Below are 21,313 nucleotides of genomic sequence, written 5' to 3' on the forward strand. Positions count from 1 at the left end.
GGTCAGCGGGCGGTGATGCGCAGGGTCTCCTGCACGTTGCGCCTGAGTTCCGCGGCGAGCTCGTCGGCTCCGGCGAACCGCACCTGCGGGCGCAGGAATCCGGCGAATTCGACGCGCACGTCGTGATCGTACAGGTCGAGCCAGTCGTCGGTGACGGCGTAGGCTTCGACCACGCGCTCGTTGAGGCCGGTCTTTTCGCTGAATGTCGGCTTGGTGCCGATCGAGATGGCGGCCGGCCAGCGGTACGGCGAGTCAGCTGCCAGACGTGCGACGCTCATGCCCGGATCGTACGTGTGCGGAATCGCCGGGCTCACGGTCTCGGCCGTCTCATCGTCATTCGCAGCCGCAACCGCCGCCCCGGACGGCCCCAGGTCGATCAGCCAGCCGGCGTACACGCCGTCCACCGGGATGTACCCTTCGATGTCGCTGCCCAGGTTCGCGGTCGGGAAGCCGATCGTGCGGCCGCGTTCCTCCCCGTGCACGACCGTGCCCTCGATGCCGTGCGGCTCGCCGAGGATCTCGGCTGCCGCCTGCACGCGGCCCTGCGAAAGCATGTAGCGCACGTTCGTGGAACTCCACACGCGCACGTCCTTCGCCTGCAGCTTCTTGCTCCACGCGCGCTTCTCCGCCTTGCTCATGCCTTCGGTCGGGTCCTTCGGCTCGCCCGGCTCGGCGGGCATCTGCGGTTTGGCATCGACCGGCACACGCACGTGGCCGGGGCCGCGGTCGTCGACCACGTCGAGCTCGAACACGCCGAACGCCTGCGCGTACAGGTTGATGGCCTTGAGGTCACCCGCACGGTTGGCGCCGAGCGCGGCGTCCTCGCCGAGCACCATCGTGCGCATGCCGAGCTTTCCGACCATCTGGCCGAGGAAGAACCGGTACGATTTCGCGGCGAACGCCAGCGTGTAGCGCACGACCAGCACATGGTCCACGCCCATCTCCTGCATGACGCGCAGCCGCTGGTCCACGCCGGTGAGCGCGAGCGCGTCCACGAACCCGGCCGGCGGCTCCATGCCGTCATGCGTTTTCGCGTATCCGTGCACCACGCCCGGGCGCGGGTCGAACATCACCACCGCGGAGATCGCGTCGTGCTTCTTCGCCAGTTCCACGACGCGGCGGATGACGGTCCGGTGCCCCCGGTGCATGCCGTCGAACACGCCCACCGTGACGATGGAGCGTTTGCCGGTGCTCAGGGTGGGCCATTCGACCAGGCCGGTGGCGTCCGGAGTGAGATTCGTGACTTTCATGCTGTTCCTTTGATGGTTGTCTTGTCGTCCGTTGCGTGCCGCGCGTGCCGTATCCGCTGCCGTCGCCGGGCTGCGTCCGACATCAGCTTACCCGTTCAGCCGTTGGCGCGGAAGACGGTGACCGGCTTGGCGGCGCCGCGTTTCGCCCGTTCGACGAGCGCGACGACCTCGCCGGTGTCCGGCAGGTAGGCGGCGGCGGTTCCGCGGATGTCGTAGGGGATGCGCCGGCCGTACCGTAGATTGTCGGCGTCCTGCTCGGTGATGGCGAGCGTGGGCATGGCGGCTTCGGCTGCGGCGAGCATGGGGATGATGCGTGTGCTGAGCGCGGCATCAGCGGCGGAACTGTCGTCTGCAGCGCCGTCTGTGGTCGGCTTGAGGTCGAACACCGCGCGGTTGCGTGTCTGTTCGACGCCGTTGCGGTCGGTGAACGTGTGCGGCTCGGCATGCGCGACGACGACGTTCGGATCGGTGACGTGGAAGCGGCCGATGCGTGTGCGACGCAGTCTGGTCAGGTAGCCGCCGGTGCCGAGCGTCGCGCCGAGGTCGCGGCCGAGCGCGCGGATGTAGGTGCCGGCCGAGCAGCTGACCCGCACGTCGAGGTCGATGACCGGGCGCAGCGAAGCCGTAGTCGTCGCAGCCGATGTCGCAGCCGCGGCTGGGTCGGTCAGCGGTTCGCCGGGGTGTGTGTCGCCGACGAAGCCGACGCGCAAGTCAAGCACGGTGAATTCGCTGACGGTGATGCGCCGGGCTTTGAGTTCGACGTCACGACCGTCGCGGGCGAGGTCGTAGGCGCGCTGGCCGTTGATCTTGATGGCCGAGTACGTGTTCGGGATCTGGTCGATGTCGCCGGTGAAACGCGCGGCGATGACCTGGGCGATGAGCTGGCGCAAGGTGGCTGCGGCCACTGGACCACCCTCAGTCGGCTGTGCCGACAGCTCCCGCCAGCGGGAGCGGAACTCGGCGATGGCGGCCGCTGCTGCGTCGGCGACATCAGCGATCGCGTCGGCCGAATCGGCGACGTCCGGCACGTCGATGAACTCGCCGTCGGCGTCGTCGGTGGTGGTGGCCTGGCCGAGTCTGATGGTGGCCTCGTAGGTCTTGTCGTGTTCGACGATGTGGTTGAGCAGCCGTGTGGCGTCCCCGAAGCCGAGCACGAGTACGCCGGTGGCCATCGGGTCGAGCGTGCCCGCATGGCCGACCTTCTTGGTGTGCAGCAGCCTGCGTGAGGCGGCCACCACGTCATGGCTGGTGACGCCGCGCGGCTTGTCGACGATCAGCATCCCGGATTCGGGGATGGTTCGCTGCCCTCCGGCTTGTGCGGTCACAGGCTGGTTCTCCCTTCTCATGCGGGGCGCCACGCATCGGCGGCCCGGAGCCGCGGCAAGTGCGGTCAGTCCTGCTGGTCGCCGTCGGTCGTCGTGCCGGTCACCGCGTCGGCTTCCGCCTCGGCGTCGTCCTCGAGCGTCTCCACGCCGATGCCGTTGTCTTCGACGTCGTCGGCAGCAACGTCGTCGGCAGCAACGTCATCGCCCCAGTCGTCGGCTTCGTCGTCCCAGTCGTCGTCGCCGTCCTCGTCATCATCCCAGTCGTTGTCGCGCTCTTCGGGATGCTTGTACGGGTCGGCTTCGCCTGCGTACTGCGCGGTCTCGCGGGCCTTGGCCAGCTCGGCGTCGCGCTTGCGGGCGATGGCGAGGATGTCCTCGATCTCGTGCGCCTCGGTCGGCACCTCGTCGTAGATGAACTCGAGCTGCGGGGTGAGCCGCAGGCCGGCCTTGGTGCCGACGAGCGAACGCAGACGGCCCTTCGCCTGATTGAGCGCCTGCTGCGCGCGCTTGCGCTCGCCCTCCTCCTTGCCTTCGCGGCCAAGCTGGGTCCAGAAGACGCGGGCGATCTGCAGATCGTTGGTGACGCGCACTTCGGTGATGGTCACGTTCACCAGTCGCTTGTCGTGCAGCTGGGCCTCCATCGAGGATGCGATGACACGCTGGATGAGCGCCGCGACTCGTGCCGCGCGCGGGTTCGTTCCTGCCATAGATGTTCCTTTGCCGTTCGGTGAATGCATGCAATCAAGTCTTCAGTCAAAAGAAGCATTCTACCGTAAGCCTGAGAGAACGGCAGGAGCGGGCTACCGGAACACCTCCTGTACCGGAATCTTCAGGGAACCGACCATATCCATCATGCGTCAGTTCATGTCGAGGTGCTTCGTTTGAAAATGAGCTCGTAATCCGGGGTGGTGCCTCACCGAAGGTGAGCGTGAAATCCTAGTCCTTTCCGGCTTGCGCCGTTTCGTCGCCATGCCGGTCCTGTCTTCCATAAGACAAGCCAAACAGGACCGATACCGTTCGCGCTCATTCCCAATGAGGCATTACTATGCATTACGCGCTCAAAAAACGCGAGGCACGCCGATGACACTTCATCAATGAACATGGATGTACTATGGTTTTTCCAATCAACGAGAAAGGAACCACCATTGTTGAAGCAGAGAATCACAGCGTTCTGTGCAGGTATCATGCTCGCTCTGCCGGCATGCATAGCGCCCGCCACGGCCGTATCGTTCGCCGATGCTGGCACTGGTGACTATATCCGCATTGGCGACACAGATGTATCCGCTTCTCTGGGTATCAGCCAGCAACGAGAGCTTGAGGAGCTGCTCAATTCCGATACACCGTTATATGTCGAACAAAGCGTGGATGACGGCTCCATTCTGACCGTGGGCCCCCTGTCGGAGATGCCGGACAAAGCAATAGTTCAACATTCAACTTGTGCCAAGACCGATGTCTGCCTGCTACCGTATACGGCCCCATACGCCTCATTCGGGTTTTCTGGAAAAGGAAGCAAACAGGGGAATTGGCCGAATATCTCTGAGTACACCAGCGGCAAATGGACGACGAGCCTGCAATGGCTGTACAAAGGCTCACTGGTGAAAGGAGCCAAAATCAAGCCGAACACCCACGCGTACTTTAATGGAATCGTCACCATCAAGCGTGTGACAATCTACTGATTGGGGCACTCACCTCGGCGTGAAATATGAATGATGGGGGCGGTGAACGTAACACGACGTTCACCGCCCCCATCATTCATATGAGGTTTCGGCTAACCCTACTTGCGCTCGACCTCGCGCATCTCGAAGGTCTCGATGATGTCGCCGATCTCGATGTCGTTGAAGGTGCCGAGGTTGATACCGGCCTCGTAGCCTTCCTTGACCGACTGCACGTCGTCCTTGAAACGACGCAGCGAGGAGATCTCCAGGTCGTTGACCGTGGCGACACCGTTGCGCAGGATACGGCACTTCGTACCGCGCTTGACCTCGCCGTCCTGCACCATGACGCCGGCGATGTTGCCGAACTTGGAGGAGCGGAAGATCTCGCGGATCTCGGAGTGGGAGGTGACGACCTCCTCGTATTCCGGCTTGAGCATGCCCTTGAGGGCCGCCTCGATGTCCTCGATGGCCTTGTAGATGATCGAGTAGTACTTGATCTCCACGCCCTCGCGGTCGGCGAGCTCCTGGACCTGACGGTTCGGGCGCACGTTGAAGCCGATGATGACGGCCTTGTCGACCGTGGCGAGGTTGACGTCGTTCTGCGTGATCGCGCCGACGCCGCGGTGGATGACCTGAATGCCGACCTCGTCGGACACCTCGATCTTCATCAGGGAGTCCTCAAGCGCCTCGACGGAGCCGGAGGAGTCGCCCTTGATGACGATGTTGAGCATGTCGACCTCGGCCTTGGCGAACTGCTCCTTGAGGGACTCGAGGGACACGATCTTGCGGCGCTTGGCCAGCTGAGCGGCGCGCTCGGTGGCCTGGCGCTTCTCGGCGATCTGGCGGGCGGTGCGGTCGTCCGGGGCGACGAGGAACAGGTCGCCTGCGGTCGGCACGGAGGTCAGGCCCAGCACCTGGACAGGCGTGGACGGGCCGGCTTCCTTCATGTGCTTGCCGTTCTCGTCGAGCATGGCGCGCACGCGGCCGTACGAGGTGCCGGCCACGATCGCATCGCCGATGTGCAGGGTGCCCTGCTGGACGAGCACGGTGGCCACGGCGCCGCGGCCCTTGTCGAGTCGCGCTTCGATGGTGGCGCCGCGGGCGTCCATATCCGGGTTGGCGCGCAGGTCGAGATCCGCGTCCGCGGTGAGCAGCACGGCTTCGAGGAGCTTGTCCACGTTGATGTTCTGCTTCGCGGAGATGTCGACGAACATGGTGTCGCCGCCGTACTCCTCGGGCACGAGGCCGTACTCGGTGAGCTGGCCGCGCACCTTCTCGGGGTTGGCGCCCGGCTTGTCGATCTTGTTGACCGCCACGACGATCGGCACCCGGGCCGCCTTCGCGTGGTTGATGGCTTCGACGGTCTGCGGCATCACGCCGTCGTCGGCGGCGACCACGATGATCGCCACGTCGGTGATCTCGGCGCCGCGGGCACGCATGGCGGTGAACGCCTCGTGGCCAGGGGTGTCGAGGAACGTGATCTTGCGCTTCTCTCCGTCCAGGTCGACGGTCACCTGGTAGGCGCCGATGCGCTGGGTGATGCCGCCGGCCTCGCGTGCGATGACGTTGGTCTTGCGGATCGTGTCGAGCAGTCGGGTCTTACCGTGGTCGACGTGGCCCATGACGGTGACGACCGGCGGACGCGGCTGGAGGTCCTCGTCCTCCTGCAGCTCCTCTTCGTCCAGGTTGATGTCGAACTGCTGGAGCAGTTCCTTGTCTTCCTCTTCGGCGGAGACGACCTGGATGTTCCAGCCGATCTCCTCGCCGAGGATCTGGAAGGTGGACTCGTCGAGCGACTGCGTGGCCGTGGCCATCTCGCCGAGATGGAACAGCACGGTGACGAGCGCCGCCGGGTTGACGTTGATCTTCTCCGCCAGGTCGGCCAGGGACGATCCCTGACGCAGGCGAACGGTCTGGCCGTTGCCGGTCGGGATGCGCACGCCGCCGATGACGGGTGCCTTCATCTCCTGGAATTCCTGACGTTTCGCCAGACGGTTCTTACGCGCCTTCGAGGACTTGCCGCCCTGACGGCCGAACGCGCCAGCTGCGCCGCCGCGACCGCGACCGCCGCCGCGCGACGGACCGCTGGTGCCGCCCTGGTAGCCGCCGCCCTGGTTGGTGCCGGTGCCGGCTCCGAAACGGTTGCCGGCCGGACGGGCGCCGCCGCCCTGACCCGGACGGTTGTGGCCCCACTGACCCGGCTTCGCGCCCTGCGCGCCGGTGCCGGTCGGACGTCCGTTGCGGAAACGGCTCTGGCCGGGACGCGGACCGCGACCGCGACCGCCGTTGCCGCCCTCACCGTTGACGGTGGGACGTGCCATCGGGTGCGGACGCGGAATGTCACGCGGGGTGGGGGCGTGCATGCCCTGCTTGCGGCTGAACGGATTGTTGCCCGGACGCGGTCCCGGAGTGGCCGGACGCGGAATCGCGTTGCCGGCGTTGCCCTGCTGCTGGGCGGGACGCGGCTGACGGCTGCGCTCGCCACGCTCACCACGCGGCTCGGCGGACGCCGGACGGCCGCCGCGGCCCTGCTGATGCGAACGGGGACCGGGCATGGCGGAACGCTGGCCGTTCGGCGTATGACGCTGCTGGCCGGGGCGTGCCTCGCCCTCGCGGTTCGGACGGCCTTCGCGCAGGTCGCCGCGCTCGCCACGGGATTCGTGACGGTTGTCGCGGATGGCGGAGTTGCGCGGGGACGGCGCGTGAGGCGTCGGCATCGCGCTGCGGCCGGCTTCGCCGGAACGGGGGGCTGCCGGCTTGTGCGGGGCGACCGGCTTCGCGGCCGGGGTCGCCGAAGCCGCCGGACGCGGCTTCGCAGCCGCGGGACGGGCATCGCCCGGCGTCGCCGACGGCTTGTGCGGGGCGGCCGGCTTCGCGGCAGGACGCGCCTCATTGGAAGTGTTCTGGGCGGCGCCGCTGCGCTGGCCGCCGAATGCACCCTTCAACTTGCGCACCACAGGCGCTTCCACAGTCGAGGATGCCGATTTTACGAATTCACCCATGTCCTTGAGCTTGTCAAGGACGGTTTTGCTGTCGACGCCAAAATCCTTGGCAAGTTCGTACACGCGTTTTTTCGCCACATTACTCCTATCTGGGCCGCGCGTAGGCTTGCGCGGCTATTTTCCGATGACGGATGCTTCCCGTTTCATCGTGCAACCATGGTCGTGTTACCTCTTATGATCTTGTTCCGTGGCATGACGGCATAACGCATCCACGCCCGGTGTGCCTTGTTCAGCATACTCGGGACGTTGGATGTGTCAGTACTGCCGTGCGCCTCGTCGTGTCGCGGCGTTACTTGGCCGCTTCGGCGGTCTTGCGAGCGTGGGCCTCGGTGGATTCGATGCCGATCTTCCAACCGGTGAGCTTGGCGGCAAGACGCGCGTTCTGGCCTTCCTTGCCGATGGCGAGCGACAGCTGGTCATCGTGGATGAAGGCGATGGCGGTCTTGTTCTTCTCGCTGATCACCTGCACGCCCGTGGCCACGGCCGGGGACAGTGCGGAGGCGACGAACTTCGCCGGATCGGCCGACCAGTCGACGATATCGATCTTCTCGGGGCCGAGGTTCTCCATGACGGCGCGGACACGGGCGCCGCCGGGGCCGATCAGCGCGCCCTTGGGGTTGACGCCATCGGTGTTCGCCTTGACGGCGATCTTGGTGCGGGCGCCGGCCTCGCGGGCGATTGCCATGATCGACACGGCGCCGGAGACCAGCTCCGGGACCTCGCGCTCGAACAGGCGGCGCACCAGCTCCGGGTGGGAGCGGGACACGACGATTTCGGGGCCCTTGAGGCCGCGGGCCACGTTGACCACATACACGCGCAGACGGTCGCCGTGACGGTACCGTTCGCCCGGCACCTGCTCACGACGGGGAAGGATGGCCTCCACGTCGCCGATGGCGACATGCACGTTGGCGGGGTCGCTGGCGTCCTGCTGGACGATGCCGGTGACGAGCTTGCCTTTCTGCCCGGAGAACGCGCCGAACACCTTGTCGTCCTCGGCCTTGCGGAACAGCTGGCCGATTACCTGACGCGCGGTGGCGGCGGCGAGACGTCCGAAGTTGCGCGGGGTGTCGTCGTACTCCTCGCTCAGCTTCGGCGCGGGGTGGGGATCGTCCTCGGTGGGCTCCACGGGAATCTCGTGCTGCGCCCACACCGTGAAGGTGCCCGCACGGGTGTCGAGTTCGACACGCGCATGCTTGGCCGCATGGGGTGTCTTCAGATATGCGAGACGAAGCGCCTCCTCCAGCGCGGCGTCCAGTTGCTCGATGTCGATGCCCTGCTCGATGGCGAGCTGATGCATTCCTGCCAGGTCCAGTTCCATACTCAAGACCTCCTATGAAGTTATAGCCGTGGTGGCGCGCATATGGTCACAGTCGAATATTAGTGTAGGTGACTATGCAGACACGGCTTCATGGTTTCGACGGCACGGCACGGCACGGGAACGGCGGCGTCACCTTGACGCGCCGCGCCGCGGCGATGCTGTGCGCCGCCGTGTCGACGGTCGCGCTCACCGGCTGCACCGCGCCGCGCATCGACGGTCGGGCGGAGTCCGAGCAGCATCCCAGCGCATGCGAAAGCGCCTACTTCGCCGGCGAGGCGCACAGCCGCACGATGCGCCGCTCCGACCGTCACATCATCGTCCGGTATCTGGCCGCGAAGGCCGCGCAGGACGACTGGACGCAGGTCGCCGCCGCCTGCCAGAAGCGGTTCGCGCAGGGCACCATCCGCGCGGCCCAGGCCGAACACACCGCCGTCACGCTGGGCGCGCTGCTCGGGCGCGGCGACGGTTACCGCTCAGTATCGTCGTCCGAACTGCGCGGGGCGGACGGCTCCGAACTGGGCGGCGGCGTGCTCGGCGCGCTGTCCGTCGCCGAGGACCGCGCCGGCTTCGTGATGGAGATCCTCGCCGCACAGAACGCGCGAGGGGCGTCGCTGCACGCCTCGGACGATCACAAGACCGCCGGGCAGCTGCTGTTCACGCTGTCCGGATTGGAAAACGACCCGCGCAGGAAGGTCTACGACATCACCGGATTCATCGGGCATACCGCGTCGATGACCGACTCGCAGACCGGTCTGAGCGTGCCGACCATCGCTCTGACCGAAATCGACTGCGCCCGCGAGCAGCTCAAAGCCATCGACGACGCGCAGAACGGCGGCGCTGCAAGCGATGCCGAGTCGGCCTCCACGTCCGGCGACCAGCAGTCCGCACAGGTCGACGGTCAATCCGGCACGGCGTCATCAGAGACGGCGCAGTCCGGTGACGATGCAACAGGTTCGTCGTCATCAGCCACGACGTCATCTGCCACGACGTCGTCAGGCGCGACGTCGTCAGGCGCGACACAGTCCGACGGCACCCAACCGGGTGACGTCAACGAATCGCTGTACATACTGTCTCAGCTCATCGCATCCCGCATCACCACGGCCTTCTCCTACGGCTATCCCGACACCGACGCGGCCCTGTTCGAATAATGCGAGGTTCGTGATCTCCGGCGCTGAGGCCGTGAGCATCATGAACTGGAGCAGGCAAGAGAAAAGCCCGGCGGGTCGGGCCGGGCTTCAACAGAGAAAGGAAAAGAGAAGAAGGGGGGTCAGTTATATCGGCTTCCGGATTGCGTTCCCAGTGGATTGCGGTCCTTCCGTCGTTGACATCCATATAACCGCATGATGTTTGGCGCAACGATGCGTTCGGCTGAAAATCCCGTGGAAATACGCGAACAGTTCGCTAAGATGCACAGTCGCCCCGTGATTGCCCACCTGCAGGTACCGATAAAAACCGGTTATATAGGCGTCAGTCATTGATTTGCCCATTTCCTGTCTAATCTTCCCAAGCGACGGAGCCCAGAAGCGTCCGTTTGCTACCAGAATCCACCGGAATGCAGTGAAAAACGGACACGAATCGGCCCACCAGAGGCCTTTTCCTACTATGACGCGGCAGGTATTGGCAGAAAACCGACGCGCGGAGGCCGTTTCGCGTCCGTTTCCCACTATCATCAGGTCGACTGTGGTAGAAAACGACCACAACGCGGGCCGCGATGGAATTATCCAGGGGATTCAGTCAAGGACGGGCAGGTCAATCACGACAATCGATTGGCGCACCAGCGACATGCACAAATGCAATCCGCGTTGGCCATTGACCTGTTCGGCCTTAATGGGGTACACGCCCGCCTGATAATCCGCACCCCATTGCCTACCCTTTAAAGCGCCCGAAAACGCAGCATCACGGCCTTACGGCCTGCCTGCCCCGTTGGCCCCAAAATGCACATTGTGCATCTTGGGGCCAGCAACCCGCGAATTGTGCACCTCAAGATACACAATCTGACGGCTTTGCACACAAGTCCTTCACAATTTTTCCCCTAACTGCACATTGTGCATCTTGGGGCAAGCTCAGACATAACGAAAAAGGGTTTCAGGCCGAAACCTGAAACCCTATCGGCGGATAAGGCGAGATTCGAACTCGCGGAGGGGTTAACCTCACACGCTTTCGAGGCGTGCTCCTTAGACCGCTCGGACACTTATCCATGCGCTGCGAAAAACGCAACTTGATTATTATAAGCCGAACCGAGAATCACGCAAGTCAACCGCCGCTCCCCTGCGTGTCGCCGGCCGCGCCCAGCCGCAGCCGCCTACAGCCGCTGCTCGTGCACGGAGGCGTTCACCCACTGCGTCTGCTGGACCTCGAGCCCCGAGAAGATACCAATGTCGAGCATGCAGTCGCGGTAGTCGCGGCCGTGGGCGATGGTGATGTAGTTGTCGTCGACCATGCGGTCGTGCGTCGGGTCGAGGCCGATCCAACGGCCGTCGTGGTAGATCTCCACCCAGGCGTGCGTGGCGCCCTCGCCGCCGAGCAGGCCGGCGATGTACCGGGCGGTCAGGCCGACGTGCCGGCATACGGAGAGCATCACGTGCGCGTAGTCCTGGCACACGCCCTTGCGCTGGGCGAGCGCCTGCTCGGCGGTGGTGCGGATCGTGGTGGAGCCCGGCGTGTAGGTGAAGGCGTGGAACACCTCGTGCATGACCTCCTGCGCCTTGTCGATCGGCGTGGCGTCGATGGGCAGCGCGGACAGCCGGATGCGGCACATGTCGATCATCCGCTCGATGTTCGGCCCGGGCACGGTCAGCGCGGAGTTGAACCGGTACAGCGGCTTGTAGATCTCCGGCTTGATGTGCGCGTTGTCCACGAACGCGATGCCCTTGACCGTGTAGTTGAACATGGTGTGCGGCTCGGGGATGTATCCGGTGAGCACCACGGAGTCGAAGGAGTCGATGGTCGTCTCGTATTCGTTCGCCGGTTCGATGTCGACCTCGACGTCGACGACCTGCTGGCGGGGGCCGGTGGCCGGTACGCAGCGCAGCTGGAAACGGTGATCGGTGACCGGCGCGCTGAACGTCAGCTTCATCTCGTAGTCAAACACGAGTTTCTTCATGGGATTATGACTCCTCGCCTGGGCGGCCCAACGTACGACTCACTTTACTCTAGCAGAACGTGAGCGGGGGCGTACGGGTCATGGGCGGGGCGGCGGCCGTGCGCGACTTGCGCGACCGCCGCCCCGGGCCGCCGCTTACGGCCGCTTGGCGTCCATGTTCATCGAGCTGAGCAGTCCCGTGTCCTTCGGGTCGCCGGTGATGGTGCGGGCGTTGAAGTCGTCGAGGAACGCCTGCAGACGCTGCGTCAGCTCCGGGTATCCGCGGTCCGGCAGCTGGCCGAGCAGCCAGCTGATGCCCGAGACGAAGCACTGCGGCAGCGGCTTGCCGTCGAGCGCGCGCGAATAGGTCTCCAGCTTGACCAGCGGCGCGTCCAGCTCGTCCTTGGGCAGGTGGAACCGCGTGTACAGGTCGAGCCGTTCGATGTACTTGCCGATGAAGATGAACGCCTTGAGCGTCACGTCGACGGTCGAGTTCTCGATGCCGCCCCAGAAGGCGAGCATGTCGTCGGCGATGTCGCGCTGCGAGTAGATGTCCTCCGCGGAGGCCGACCGTTCCGCCGCCTCGGTGATGTTCGTCACCGCGAGTTCCACGTACTGCAGCAGACGGGAGGAGAGCTCCGGGCGCAGCACGACGGCGTTGCGGAACGCGGCGACGATGGCGGAGCGCACGGAGTCCGGATTGTCGCCGTCGTAGAGGAACGACTGGATGAACCCGTCGAAGTCGGCGAAGTCCTCCGGCAGGTCGAGCGCGCGGGCGAACGGGCGGAACGCGTCCACGTCGGTGTCCATCACGCGGTCGTAGAACGGGAAGAACTGGACGAGCGTGGTGAACGCGCGTTCGGTGTAGCGGCCCAGCCAGTACAGGTTGTCGGCCTTGGAGGCGGTGACCAGCGAGAGCGTGTGCCGCCTGGAGTGCGGGATGAGGCTCACGGATGCGATGGAGTCCTCGCGCTGCCGGGTCTTCTCGCGCGCCTGCGACTCGTCGGCGGGCGCGAGCACCCACGTGTCCTTGAAGCCGCCGCCCTGCGACGAGTTGACGATCATCTGGCCGGGCACCGACGAGTAGCGCGTCAGGCCGGAATACCACACGTGCGTGTTCTGCCCGGTCACGACGAACGCGCGCAGGTCGCACTTGCGCGGGCTGGATTCGCCGGTTTCGGGGTCGATGACGTCGATGTCGCGGAACTGGATGACCTCCTGCGCGATGAACCGGCGCGGCTCGGCCTTGATACGGTCGGCCAGTTCCTCGCGCGCGGCGTGGTCGAGCGACGAGCCGAACACGACGCCGTAACCGCCCGCTTCGGCCACGTCCTTGATGACCAGCTCGCCCATGCGGTCGAGCACGGTCTTGCGGTCGGCCTCGAACATCGGCATGTAGGTGGGCGCGTTGTGCAGGATCGGCTCTTCGCCGAGATAGTACTTGATCATCTGCGGCACGAAATAGTAGATCGCCTTGTCGTCGGCGGCTCCGTTGCCGGGCGCGTTGATGATCGCCACGTTGCCGGAGCGGTAGGCGGACAGCAGTCCGGGCACGCCGATCACCGAATCGGGATTGAAGGCGAACGGGTCCAGGTACTCGTCCGACAGACGGCGGTAGACGGCGCCCACGCGGTGGCGGTTGCCGGCGTAGTCAAGGAAGAACAGCTTGTTGTCGACGACCTCGAGGTCCTCGGGGAACGCGAGCGCCGCGCCGGTCTTCTCGGCCAGGTAGGCGTGCTCGAAGAACGCGGAGTTGTAGCGGCCGGGCGTGAGCACCACGGCGATGCCTTCGGTGGAGACGAAGTCCATGGCCTTGCGCAGCAGGCGCGGGTAGTCGCGGTTGTCGCGCACGTGCACTTCGCGGAACAGCCTGGGGTTGGTGCGCCGTTCGATGTCGCGGGCGAACAGCGGGTAGCTGGCGCCGGAGGGGATGCGCAGGTTGTCCTCGAGCACCCACCAGCGGCCGTCCTCCCCCTGCACGAGGTCCTCGCCGGCGATGTGCGCGAAGATGCCGCCGGGAGGGGTCACGCCGTTGACCTGCGGGAAGTAGCCGGCCGACGTGTACACGTATTCCTCGGGCACGACGCCGTCGTGGATGATGCGCTTGTCGGAGTAGATGTCCTTGAGGTAGGCGTTGAGCGCGTTGACGCGCTGCTTGAGGCCGGCTTCCAGCCGGTCGAACTCGTCGGATTCGATGATGCGAGGGATCGGGTCGTAGGGGAACAGCCGGTCGTGGTATTCGCCGTTCTTGTAGACGCCGAACCGCACGCCGTTACGGCTCAGCTCGCGGTTGATCGCCTCTCGTCGGTTGACGAGCTCGCCTGCCAGATTGATTGCCGATTCGACCATAGTCGTGCTCCTTCACGCCGCGTCTCGTGCCGTCCGGCGCGTGCTGACGCGCAGGGCCGTCACCTTGATATCAGGTTACCGTATGCGGATGTGGTTACCGGCGCTCGGCGCTCGTGTTACGAAAAGTTTTCGTGACGTGACGCGGCATTGCGATGACCGCGGCGGACGCTCCCCCAGTCAGCTTCGCTGACAGCCCCCTCCGCCGAGGGGGCCAAGACCTAGAGAGCCAGAAGCCTCTCGGCCCCCTCGGCGGGGGTGGCGCCAACATGGGCAGCGTCACAGACTCGCTTGGCCTCGGCCCCCTCGGCGGAGGGCCGAGCCGTGAAGCAAACAGCGGAGCTGTTTGTAGGCGAGGTGCGAGCGACAGCGAGCCAGTATTGAGGCTGCCGTAGGCAGTCCTTAATTGCAGGACGCTGGCTGAGCGAAGCGAAGACTGGGGGAGCGTCACCCGCCATCAGGCACCGCTCCCCACCGCCGTCACAACGTGCGCTTGGCGCGGATGGCCTGCGCCCGGGCGGCGAGCATATCGTCCGGCGGATAGGCGACATGCTCCAAGGTCAGCCCCTGCGGCGCAATCGGCCCGGTCGATCCTTCGCGCAGCGGCGTCGCCATCTTGCCGGCGAACCAGTCGACCGTGCGCTTGCCCATGCCGACCTGGATGCAGCCGCCGACCAGCGAGCGAACCATGTTGTGCGCGAAGGCGTCGGCGACGATGGTGAAACACAGCAGCCCGGATTCGGCCGCCGGCGTGCGGTAGGACTCCCCCATCGCCATGGCGTCGCCGATCAGCGGGCTTGCCAGCACGCGCCGCCAGTACGCGGTCTTCACGTCGCGGATCGTGGTGCCACCCGGGTTCGGGGTGGCGAAGGAGCCGAAATCGTGCAGACCGAGGGTCAATGCCGCGGCCTCGTTCATCGCGTCGACGTCGAGGTCGGCGTCGACGTGGAGCACGAACCCGCGCATCCGGGGGTCGACGAGGCTCGCGCGGTCGGCCACGCGGTAGACGTAGGTGCGTTCCAGTGCGGAGAAGCGCGCGTCGAAACCGTCCGGGGCGATCGTCACGTCATGGATGGCGATGTCGCGGGGCAGCATCCGCTGCAGACGGCGCTTGAGCGCCTCGGGGCCGGGGACGTTCATATGGCCCACGCATCGGCCGAGCGCCTCCTCGCCGATGTCCAGATGACAGACCTGATGCAGCGCGTGCACGCCGGTGTCGGTGCGCCCGGCGACGGTCAGCCGCAGCGGCTCGTCGGGGTCGGCGTCGCCTACGCGCGCGACCATGTGCAGCGCGCGCTCAATCTCGCCTTGCACCGTGCGCATGTCGGGCTGCCGCGCCCAGCCGAAGAACGCGCCGCCGTCATATCCCAAGTCAATCCGCAGTCGTATCACCCGACACAGTATAACGGTATGGCGGCTCGCCCTCGTCTGTGACCGGTCCCATCCGTGACGTCGCTCACGGCCGCGGTCGAAAACGCGCGAACATACCATCTTATCGCACCGACAGAGTAGAGTGGGACGGTAATTGGGCACAAGGATGCGCCAATTCCTCAATCAATGGAGAAGATATGAGATTACAGAAACTACGAAAGGCCATCAGCAGCATCGCCGCCGCGGCGACGCTGCTCGGCGTGGGCGCTTTCGGCGTCGCCACAGCAGGAGCCGCCGAGAACGACAACCTCGCGCTCGGCAAGACGGCCACCGCCAGCTCGTACGAGGTCGCTTCCACCTCGCCTGACAAGGCCGTGGACGGCAACGCGAGCACCCGCTGGGGCACCGCGCAGAACAAGGCCGCCGACGAGTGGCTCAACGTGGACCTCGGCGGCACGAAGACCGTGCGCCAGGTCAACATCGACTTCGAGCGTGACGACGCAGCGCAGAACATCCTAGGCTACAAGGTCGAGCTCAAGGAGAACGGCAACTACACGACCGTGCACACCACGGACGAGAAGGCCAAGCAGCATGAGGTCGTCGCCCTCGACCAGGACCACCAGGCCAGCGACGTCAAGGTGACGATCCTCAAGGCCGACGGCGGCACCATGAACTGGGTGAACGTGGGCATCAACGAGCTGCGCGTGTACTCCAAGCTCAAGGTCGACGCCATCGCCACGCCGAACGTCAACCACATGCTCGGCGCCACGATGACCGCCTCCAGCTTCGAGGAGGGCACCACGTTCACCGCGGACAAGGCCGCCGACGACGACACCAACACCCGTTGGGCGAGCGACTACTCCGCATCCACCGGCCAGTGGATCCAGGGCGCGTTCACCAAGCCGACCGTCATCAAGGACATCCAGCTCACCTTCCACACGCGCAACGTCGACCCGATCCCGTCGAACGTGGAGAGCTTCAAGCTGTCCTACACCGATGAGGACGGCAACGAGCAGGTGCTCAACGCGAAATACGACGTGCCCGTCACCGACGGCAAGCGCGCCACGCAGATCCACATCCAGCTTGACGCCGCGGTGACCGCCACCGCGCTCAAGCTGTCGAACTTCGTGGCCAACGCGAGCAGCTGGAACAACCTGAGCATCGTCGAGTGGGCCGCCTACTCGAACGACCAGGACCTCTCCGTCACGCTCGACTCCGTGGTCGCCTCCGTCGAGGCCAACACGAAGACGATCGCCGCCGACGTGGCGACGCTGCCCGGCCTGAGCCTGCCGACCGGCTTCTCGTACACGTTCAACGGCGCCGACTACGAGCAGATCATCGCCAAGGACGGCACGATCAACCACCCGCTGACGGACAAGACGGTGAACGTCTCGTACACCATCACGAACGACGCGAACAAGAAGAGCAAGTCCACCGCCGACATCGCGTACACGGTCAAGGGAACCAAGACCCAGGCCGAAGGCAAGAACGAGAAGCCGACCGTCATCCCCGAGATCGCCGACTGGTACACCGAGTCGACCGACAAGCTGCCGGTCAAGTCGGTGACCGCCGTCACCTACGACGATGACAGCCTCAAGGCCGTGGTCGACGAGTTCGTCGCCGACTACAAGGACTTCACCGGCACCGAACTGACCGCCACCAAGGGCGAAGCGAAGGCGAACGCCTTCAACTTCTCCAAGGTCGCGGCCGACACCGCCGTCGTCGGCCAGCTCGGCGACGAAGGCTACACGATGGACATCAAGGCCGACCGCATCGACGTCAAGTCCGTGGCCGTGACCGGCGACATGTACGCCATGCAGACCATCCTGCAGATGACCAAGCAGGACGCCGAGAACTTCTCCGTGGGCCAGATCCGCGACTACCCGCGCTTCACCACCCGCGGCTTCGTGCTCGACATGGCCCGCAAGCCGATCTCGCTGAGCATGGTCAAGCAGATCACGCGCACCATGCGCTACTACAAGATGAACGATTTCCAGGCTCATCTGTCCGACAACTACATCTTCCTTGAGAACTACGGCAAGAAGGACACCGAGGACGAGGCGTGGAAGGCCTACGACGCGTTCCGCCTGGAGTCCGGCCTGACCAACGACAAGGGCGAATCGCCGACCGCCGAGGACTATTCGATCTCGAAGAAGGACTTCCACGCGTTCATCCAGTCCGAGCGCGCGCTCGGCATGAACGTCGTGCCCGAGATCGACGTGCCCGCGCACGCCATCTCGTTCACGAAGGTCTGGCCTGAGCTCGCCGTCAAGGGCAAGGTCTCGCCGATCAACGCGAACCGTCCGCTCATCGACCACATCGACGTCTCCAAGCCCGAGGCCATCGCCAAAATCAAGGAGATCTTCGACGACTACACGAAGGGCGACGACCCGACGTTCGACGCGGACACCACCGTGCACATCGGCGCCGACGAGTTCCTCGACAACTACACCGCCTACCGTGAGTTCGTCAACGACATCGTCCCCTACGTCAAGGCCACCAACAAGGTGCGTATGTGGGGCGGCCTGACGTGGATCAACGACGGCAAGACCGAGATCACCGAGGACGCGATCAAGAACGTCGAGATGAACCTCTGGTCGAGCGGCTGGGCCGACGGCAAGCAGATGTACGACATGGGCTACAAGCTCATCAACACCATCGACTCCTACGGCTACATGGTGCCCAACGGCGGCTACGGCCGCGGCTCCTACGGCGATCTGCTGAACGTCACCGACGTGTTCAACAACTTCGCCGCCAACCGCGTCGGCACGAAGTCCGGCTGGCAGTACGTGCCGTCCAGCAGCGACCAGATGCTGGGCGCCGCGTTCGCCATCTGGAACGACAACATCGACAAGCACGCCTCCGGCCTGACCGAGTCCGACGAGTACTGGCGCTTCTTCGACGCGCTGCCCGTGTACGCGGAGAAGACCTGGGCCGCCACCGGCAAGGAGAAGGGCACGGCCGCCAAGCTGCAGGAGATCGCCCAGCAGCAGGGCACCGGTCCGCGCACCAACCCGTACTACGACGCCAGCGCCGACAAGAACGGCAAGGTCGAATCCTACAACTTCGCCGACACCGCCGACAAGTCCGAGAACGGCCGCGACCTGACCATCGCCGACGGCAGCACCGCCAAGGTCGCCGACGGCGCTCTGAAGATCGGCGGCAAGAACAGCTACGCCACCACGCCGGTCGACCAGCTCGGCAACGGCAACGAGCTGTCCTTCGACATCACGCTGAACAGCCCCGCCAAGCCCGGCGACATCCTCTTCGAGGCGGACGCCCCATACTACACGCACGACATCCGCGTCATGAACGACGGCAAGCTCGGCTTCACGCGCGAACTGTACGACTACAGCTTCGACTACTCGCTGCCGGTCGGCAAGAAGGTGAACATCACCATCGCCGTCAGCCAGCAGAAGGCCAAGCTGTACGTGGACGGCCAGTTCGTCTCCGACGCGACCGGCCAGTTCGTCGACAAGGGCATCGTCAAGAAGACCAACATCACGAACGCGACGTTCGCCCTGCCGCTGCAGCGCATCGGCTCGAAGACGCAGGCGATCGACGCGACGATCGATAACGTCGTCGCGCGCCGCACCGCCGCCGCCACGGACGAGTTCAACAAGTCCTGCTGGACCGGCACCGCGAACACCGAGACCCAGTACAACGAGACCGAAGGCCTGTTCAAGTACGCGTTCGACGGCAAGTCGAACACGATCTGGCACTCCAACTGGCAGGGAGCCTCCGACAAGCTGACCGGCTCGAACTCGTTCTACGGCGAGATCGACATGTGCCAGGCGTACACGATCAACCAGTTCTCGTTCACGCCGCGCGTCGACAAGCTCAGCGGCGCCGTGACGAAGGCCGACCTGTTCGTCAAGGAGAACGAGGGCGACGAGTGGAAGCCGGTGGCCGCCGACCAGACGTTCGCCGCCGACCAGTCCACGAAGACCTTCCACTTCGAGGCGCAGAAGGTCCGCTACGTGAAGTTCGTGGCCAAGCAGTCCAACGACGGCTGGGTCGCGGTCTCCGAGTTCAACGTGGCGAATCGTCCGGCGACCACGGTCCGCGTGTACGCCGAGGCCTCCCCCGCCGAGGGCGGCACGGTGAGCGCGACCGCCGAGGGCGCCGAGGCCGGCGCCGCCGGTGCGACCGCGACCGCCGACGTGACGTCCGGCACCGCCGTGACCCTCAAGGCCACGGCGAAGGACGGCTACACGTTTGCCGGCTGGTACAACACGCTGAGCGAGACCGCCGTCTCCACCGACGCCACCTACACGCTTGACGCGAACGCCAACACGGCGCTCATCGCCAAGTTCACCAAGGGCGACGAGCCCGGCCCGGAGACCAAGCCGGTCACCAAGGTCGAGGTCACCGGTGAAGACACCGTCACCGTGGGCAACACGACCACCCTGACCGCGACCATCACCCCGGCCGACGCGACCGACAAGACGCTCACCTGGTCCACCTCCGACGAGACCGTCGCCACGGTCAGTGACGCCGGCGTCGTGACGGGCGTTGCCGCCGGCAAGGCGACCATCACCGCCACCGCGGCCAACGGCGTCAAGGGCAGCCTCACCGTGACCGTCAAGGCCAAGGAGCCGGAGACCGTTCCGGTCACCAAGGTCGAGGTCACCGGCAAGGACACCCTGACCGAGGGCGACACCACGACCCTGACCGCCAAGGTCACCCCGGCTGACGCGACCGACAAGTCGCTCACCTGGAGCAGCTCCGACAAGGCCGTCGCCACGGTCAACGCCGATGGCAAGGTCACCGCCGTCAAGGCCGGCAAGACGACCATCACCGCGACCGCGGCCAACGGCGTCAAGGGCAGCCTCACCGTGACCGTCAAGGCCAAGGATGTCACTCCTGAGACCAAGCCTGTCACCAAGGTCGAGGTCACCGGCGATGACACGGTCACCGTGGGCGACACCATCAAGCTGGCCGCGAAGATTACCCCGGCCGACGCGACCGATCAGTCGCTCACCTGGACCAGCACCGACGAGAAGATCGCCACCGTGGACGCCAAGGGCGTCGTGACCGGTGTCGCAGCCGGCAAGGCGACCATCGCCGCCACCGCTGCCAACGGCGTCAAGGGCACGCTCGAGGTCACCGTCAAGGCCAAGGAAGTCACCCCGGAGACCAAGCCCGTCACCGGCGTCAAGGTCACCGGCAAGAACGAGCTGACCGAGGGCGACACGACGACGCTCCAGGCCGAGATCACTCCGGCCGACGCGACCGACAAGTCGCTCACCTGGACGAGCTCCGACAAGGCCGTCGCTACGGTCAACGCGGACGGCAAGGTCACCGCTCTTAAGGCCGGCACGACCACCATCACCGCGACCGCCAGCAACGGCGTCAAGGGCAGCCTGACCATCACCGTCAAGGCCAAGGAAGTCACGCCTGAGCCTGAGCCCGGCAACGTGCCGGTCACCAAGGTCGAGGTCACCGTCAAGGATGGCGTGACCAAGGTCGAAGCCGGCAAGAAGCTGGCCCTGACCGCGACCGTGCTGCCTGGCAACGCGACGAACAAGACCGTGACGTGGACGACGAGCGACGCTTCGATCGCCACCGTCGACACCAACGGTATCGTGACCGCGCTGAAGGCCGGTACGGTGACCATCACCGCGACCGCCGCCGACGGCTCGGAGAAGTCCGGCAGCATCCAGATCACCGTGACCTCCACCGACGAAGGCAAGCCTGAGCCCGGCAAGGGCAACGGCGTCGCCAAGACCGGTGCCGCGGTGACCGTCGTGGCGATGCTCGGCGCACTGCTGCTCGCCTGCGGCGTGGCGCTGAACCTGCGCAAGGCCCGCCGCTGAACGGCCGATCACTGATAGCTGAAGACGATAACTGAAGAGGCGGGCGGTTTGAATACCGTCCGCCACCAACAGTGGGGGCGTCCTTTCCGACGGGAGGGACGCCCCCACTGGTATGTACGGCGCATGATTGCGCCATGCGGGCTCA

Annotated in this window: 11 protein-coding genes and 1 tRNA gene; 3 read left to right on the forward strand and 9 right to left on the reverse strand. The window is 65.4% G+C overall.

The window, feature by feature from the left end; all coding sequences use genetic code 11:
• Nucleotides 1-2: 2 nt before the first annotated feature.
• The 3 genes from F7D09_RS02955 to rbfA all read right to left on the reverse strand — a co-directional run bounded on the left by F7D09_RS02955 (nucleotide 3) and on the right by rbfA (nucleotide 3,282).
• Complete coding sequence (locus tag F7D09_RS02955; protein ID WP_152233944.1) at nucleotides 3-1,250, reverse strand: riboflavin kinase; 1,248 nt, start codon at nucleotides 1,248-1,250, stop codon at nucleotides 3-5.
• A 95-nt stretch (nucleotides 1,251-1,345) separates the two neighbouring features.
• Nucleotides 1,346-2,596: a tRNA pseudouridine synthase B gene (locus tag F7D09_RS02960; protein WP_152233945.1), complete on the reverse strand. Its 1,251-nt coding sequence runs from the start codon at nucleotides 2,594-2,596 to the stop codon at nucleotides 1,346-1,348.
• Between the two features lie 44 nt (nucleotides 2,597-2,640).
• Complete coding sequence (gene rbfA / locus F7D09_RS02965) at nucleotides 2,641-3,282, reverse strand: 30S ribosome-binding factor RbfA (protein ID WP_152233946.1); 642 nt, start codon at nucleotides 3,280-3,282, stop codon at nucleotides 2,641-2,643.
• A gap of 387 nt (nucleotides 3,283-3,669) precedes the next feature.
• On the opposite strand from rbfA, the gene F7D09_RS02970 reads away from it, so the two are divergent.
• Nucleotides 3,670-4,251 (forward strand): hypothetical protein, encoded by a 582-nt coding sequence (locus tag F7D09_RS02970; protein WP_152233947.1) that lies wholly within the window; start codon nucleotides 3,670-3,672, stop codon nucleotides 4,249-4,251.
• 98 nt (nucleotides 4,252-4,349) lie between these two features.
• Here F7D09_RS02970 and infB read toward each other — a convergent pair whose 3' ends face one another.
• Both infB and nusA read right to left on the reverse strand, forming a co-directional pair.
• Entirely contained in the window at nucleotides 4,350-7,310 is a 2,961-nt protein-coding gene (gene infB, locus F7D09_RS02975; protein WP_152233948.1) for a translation initiation factor IF-2, read from the reverse strand.
• A gap of 211 nt (nucleotides 7,311-7,521) precedes the next feature.
• Complete coding sequence (nusA, locus tag F7D09_RS02980) at nucleotides 7,522-8,550, reverse strand: transcription termination factor NusA (protein ID WP_152234014.1); 1,029 nt, start codon at nucleotides 8,548-8,550, stop codon at nucleotides 7,522-7,524.
• Nucleotides 8,551-8,624: 74 nt separating this feature from the next.
• Here nusA and F7D09_RS02985 point away from each other — a divergent pair, with 74 nt between their 5' ends.
• On the forward strand, nucleotides 8,625-9,698 hold the full coding sequence (locus F7D09_RS02985; protein WP_152233949.1) for a hypothetical protein: 1,074 nt from the start codon (nucleotides 8,625-8,627) through the stop codon (nucleotides 9,696-9,698).
• A gap of 964 nt (nucleotides 9,699-10,662) precedes the next feature.
• Here the strand turns inward: F7D09_RS02985 and F7D09_RS02990 are convergent.
• The 4 genes from F7D09_RS02990 to F7D09_RS03005 all read right to left on the reverse strand — a co-directional run bounded on the left by F7D09_RS02990 (nucleotide 10,663) and on the right by F7D09_RS03005 (nucleotide 15,379).
• A tRNA-Ser gene (locus tag F7D09_RS02990) sits at nucleotides 10,663-10,747 on the reverse strand.
• Between the two features lie 105 nt (nucleotides 10,748-10,852).
• Nucleotides 10,853-11,653 (reverse strand): transglutaminase family protein, encoded by an 801-nt coding sequence (locus F7D09_RS02995; protein WP_152233950.1) that lies wholly within the window; start codon nucleotides 11,651-11,653, stop codon nucleotides 10,853-10,855.
• A 135-nt stretch (nucleotides 11,654-11,788) separates the two neighbouring features.
• Nucleotides 11,789-13,981 (reverse strand): circularly permuted type 2 ATP-grasp protein, encoded by a 2,193-nt coding sequence (locus tag F7D09_RS03000; RefSeq protein WP_152233951.1) that lies wholly within the window; start codon nucleotides 13,979-13,981, stop codon nucleotides 11,789-11,791.
• A 477-nt stretch (nucleotides 13,982-14,458) separates the two neighbouring features.
• A complete protein-coding gene (locus tag F7D09_RS03005; protein WP_226835908.1) occupies nucleotides 14,459-15,379 on the reverse strand; it encodes a tRNA pseudouridine synthase A in 921 nt (306 codons plus the stop codon).
• Between the two features lie 167 nt (nucleotides 15,380-15,546).
• On the opposite strand from F7D09_RS03005, the gene F7D09_RS03010 reads away from it, so the two are divergent.
• Nucleotides 15,547-21,168, forward strand: coding sequence for an Ig-like domain-containing protein (locus tag F7D09_RS03010; protein WP_152233953.1), 5,622 nt, complete (start codon nucleotides 15,547-15,549; stop codon nucleotides 21,166-21,168).
• The last annotated feature ends 145 nt before the right edge of the window (nucleotides 21,169-21,313 follow it).

The sequence above is a fragment of the Bifidobacterium leontopitheci genome, from assembly GCF_009193355.1.
In the GTDB taxonomy this organism is placed as follows: Bacteria; Actinomycetota; Actinomycetes; order Actinomycetales; family Bifidobacteriaceae; genus Bifidobacterium; species Bifidobacterium leontopitheci.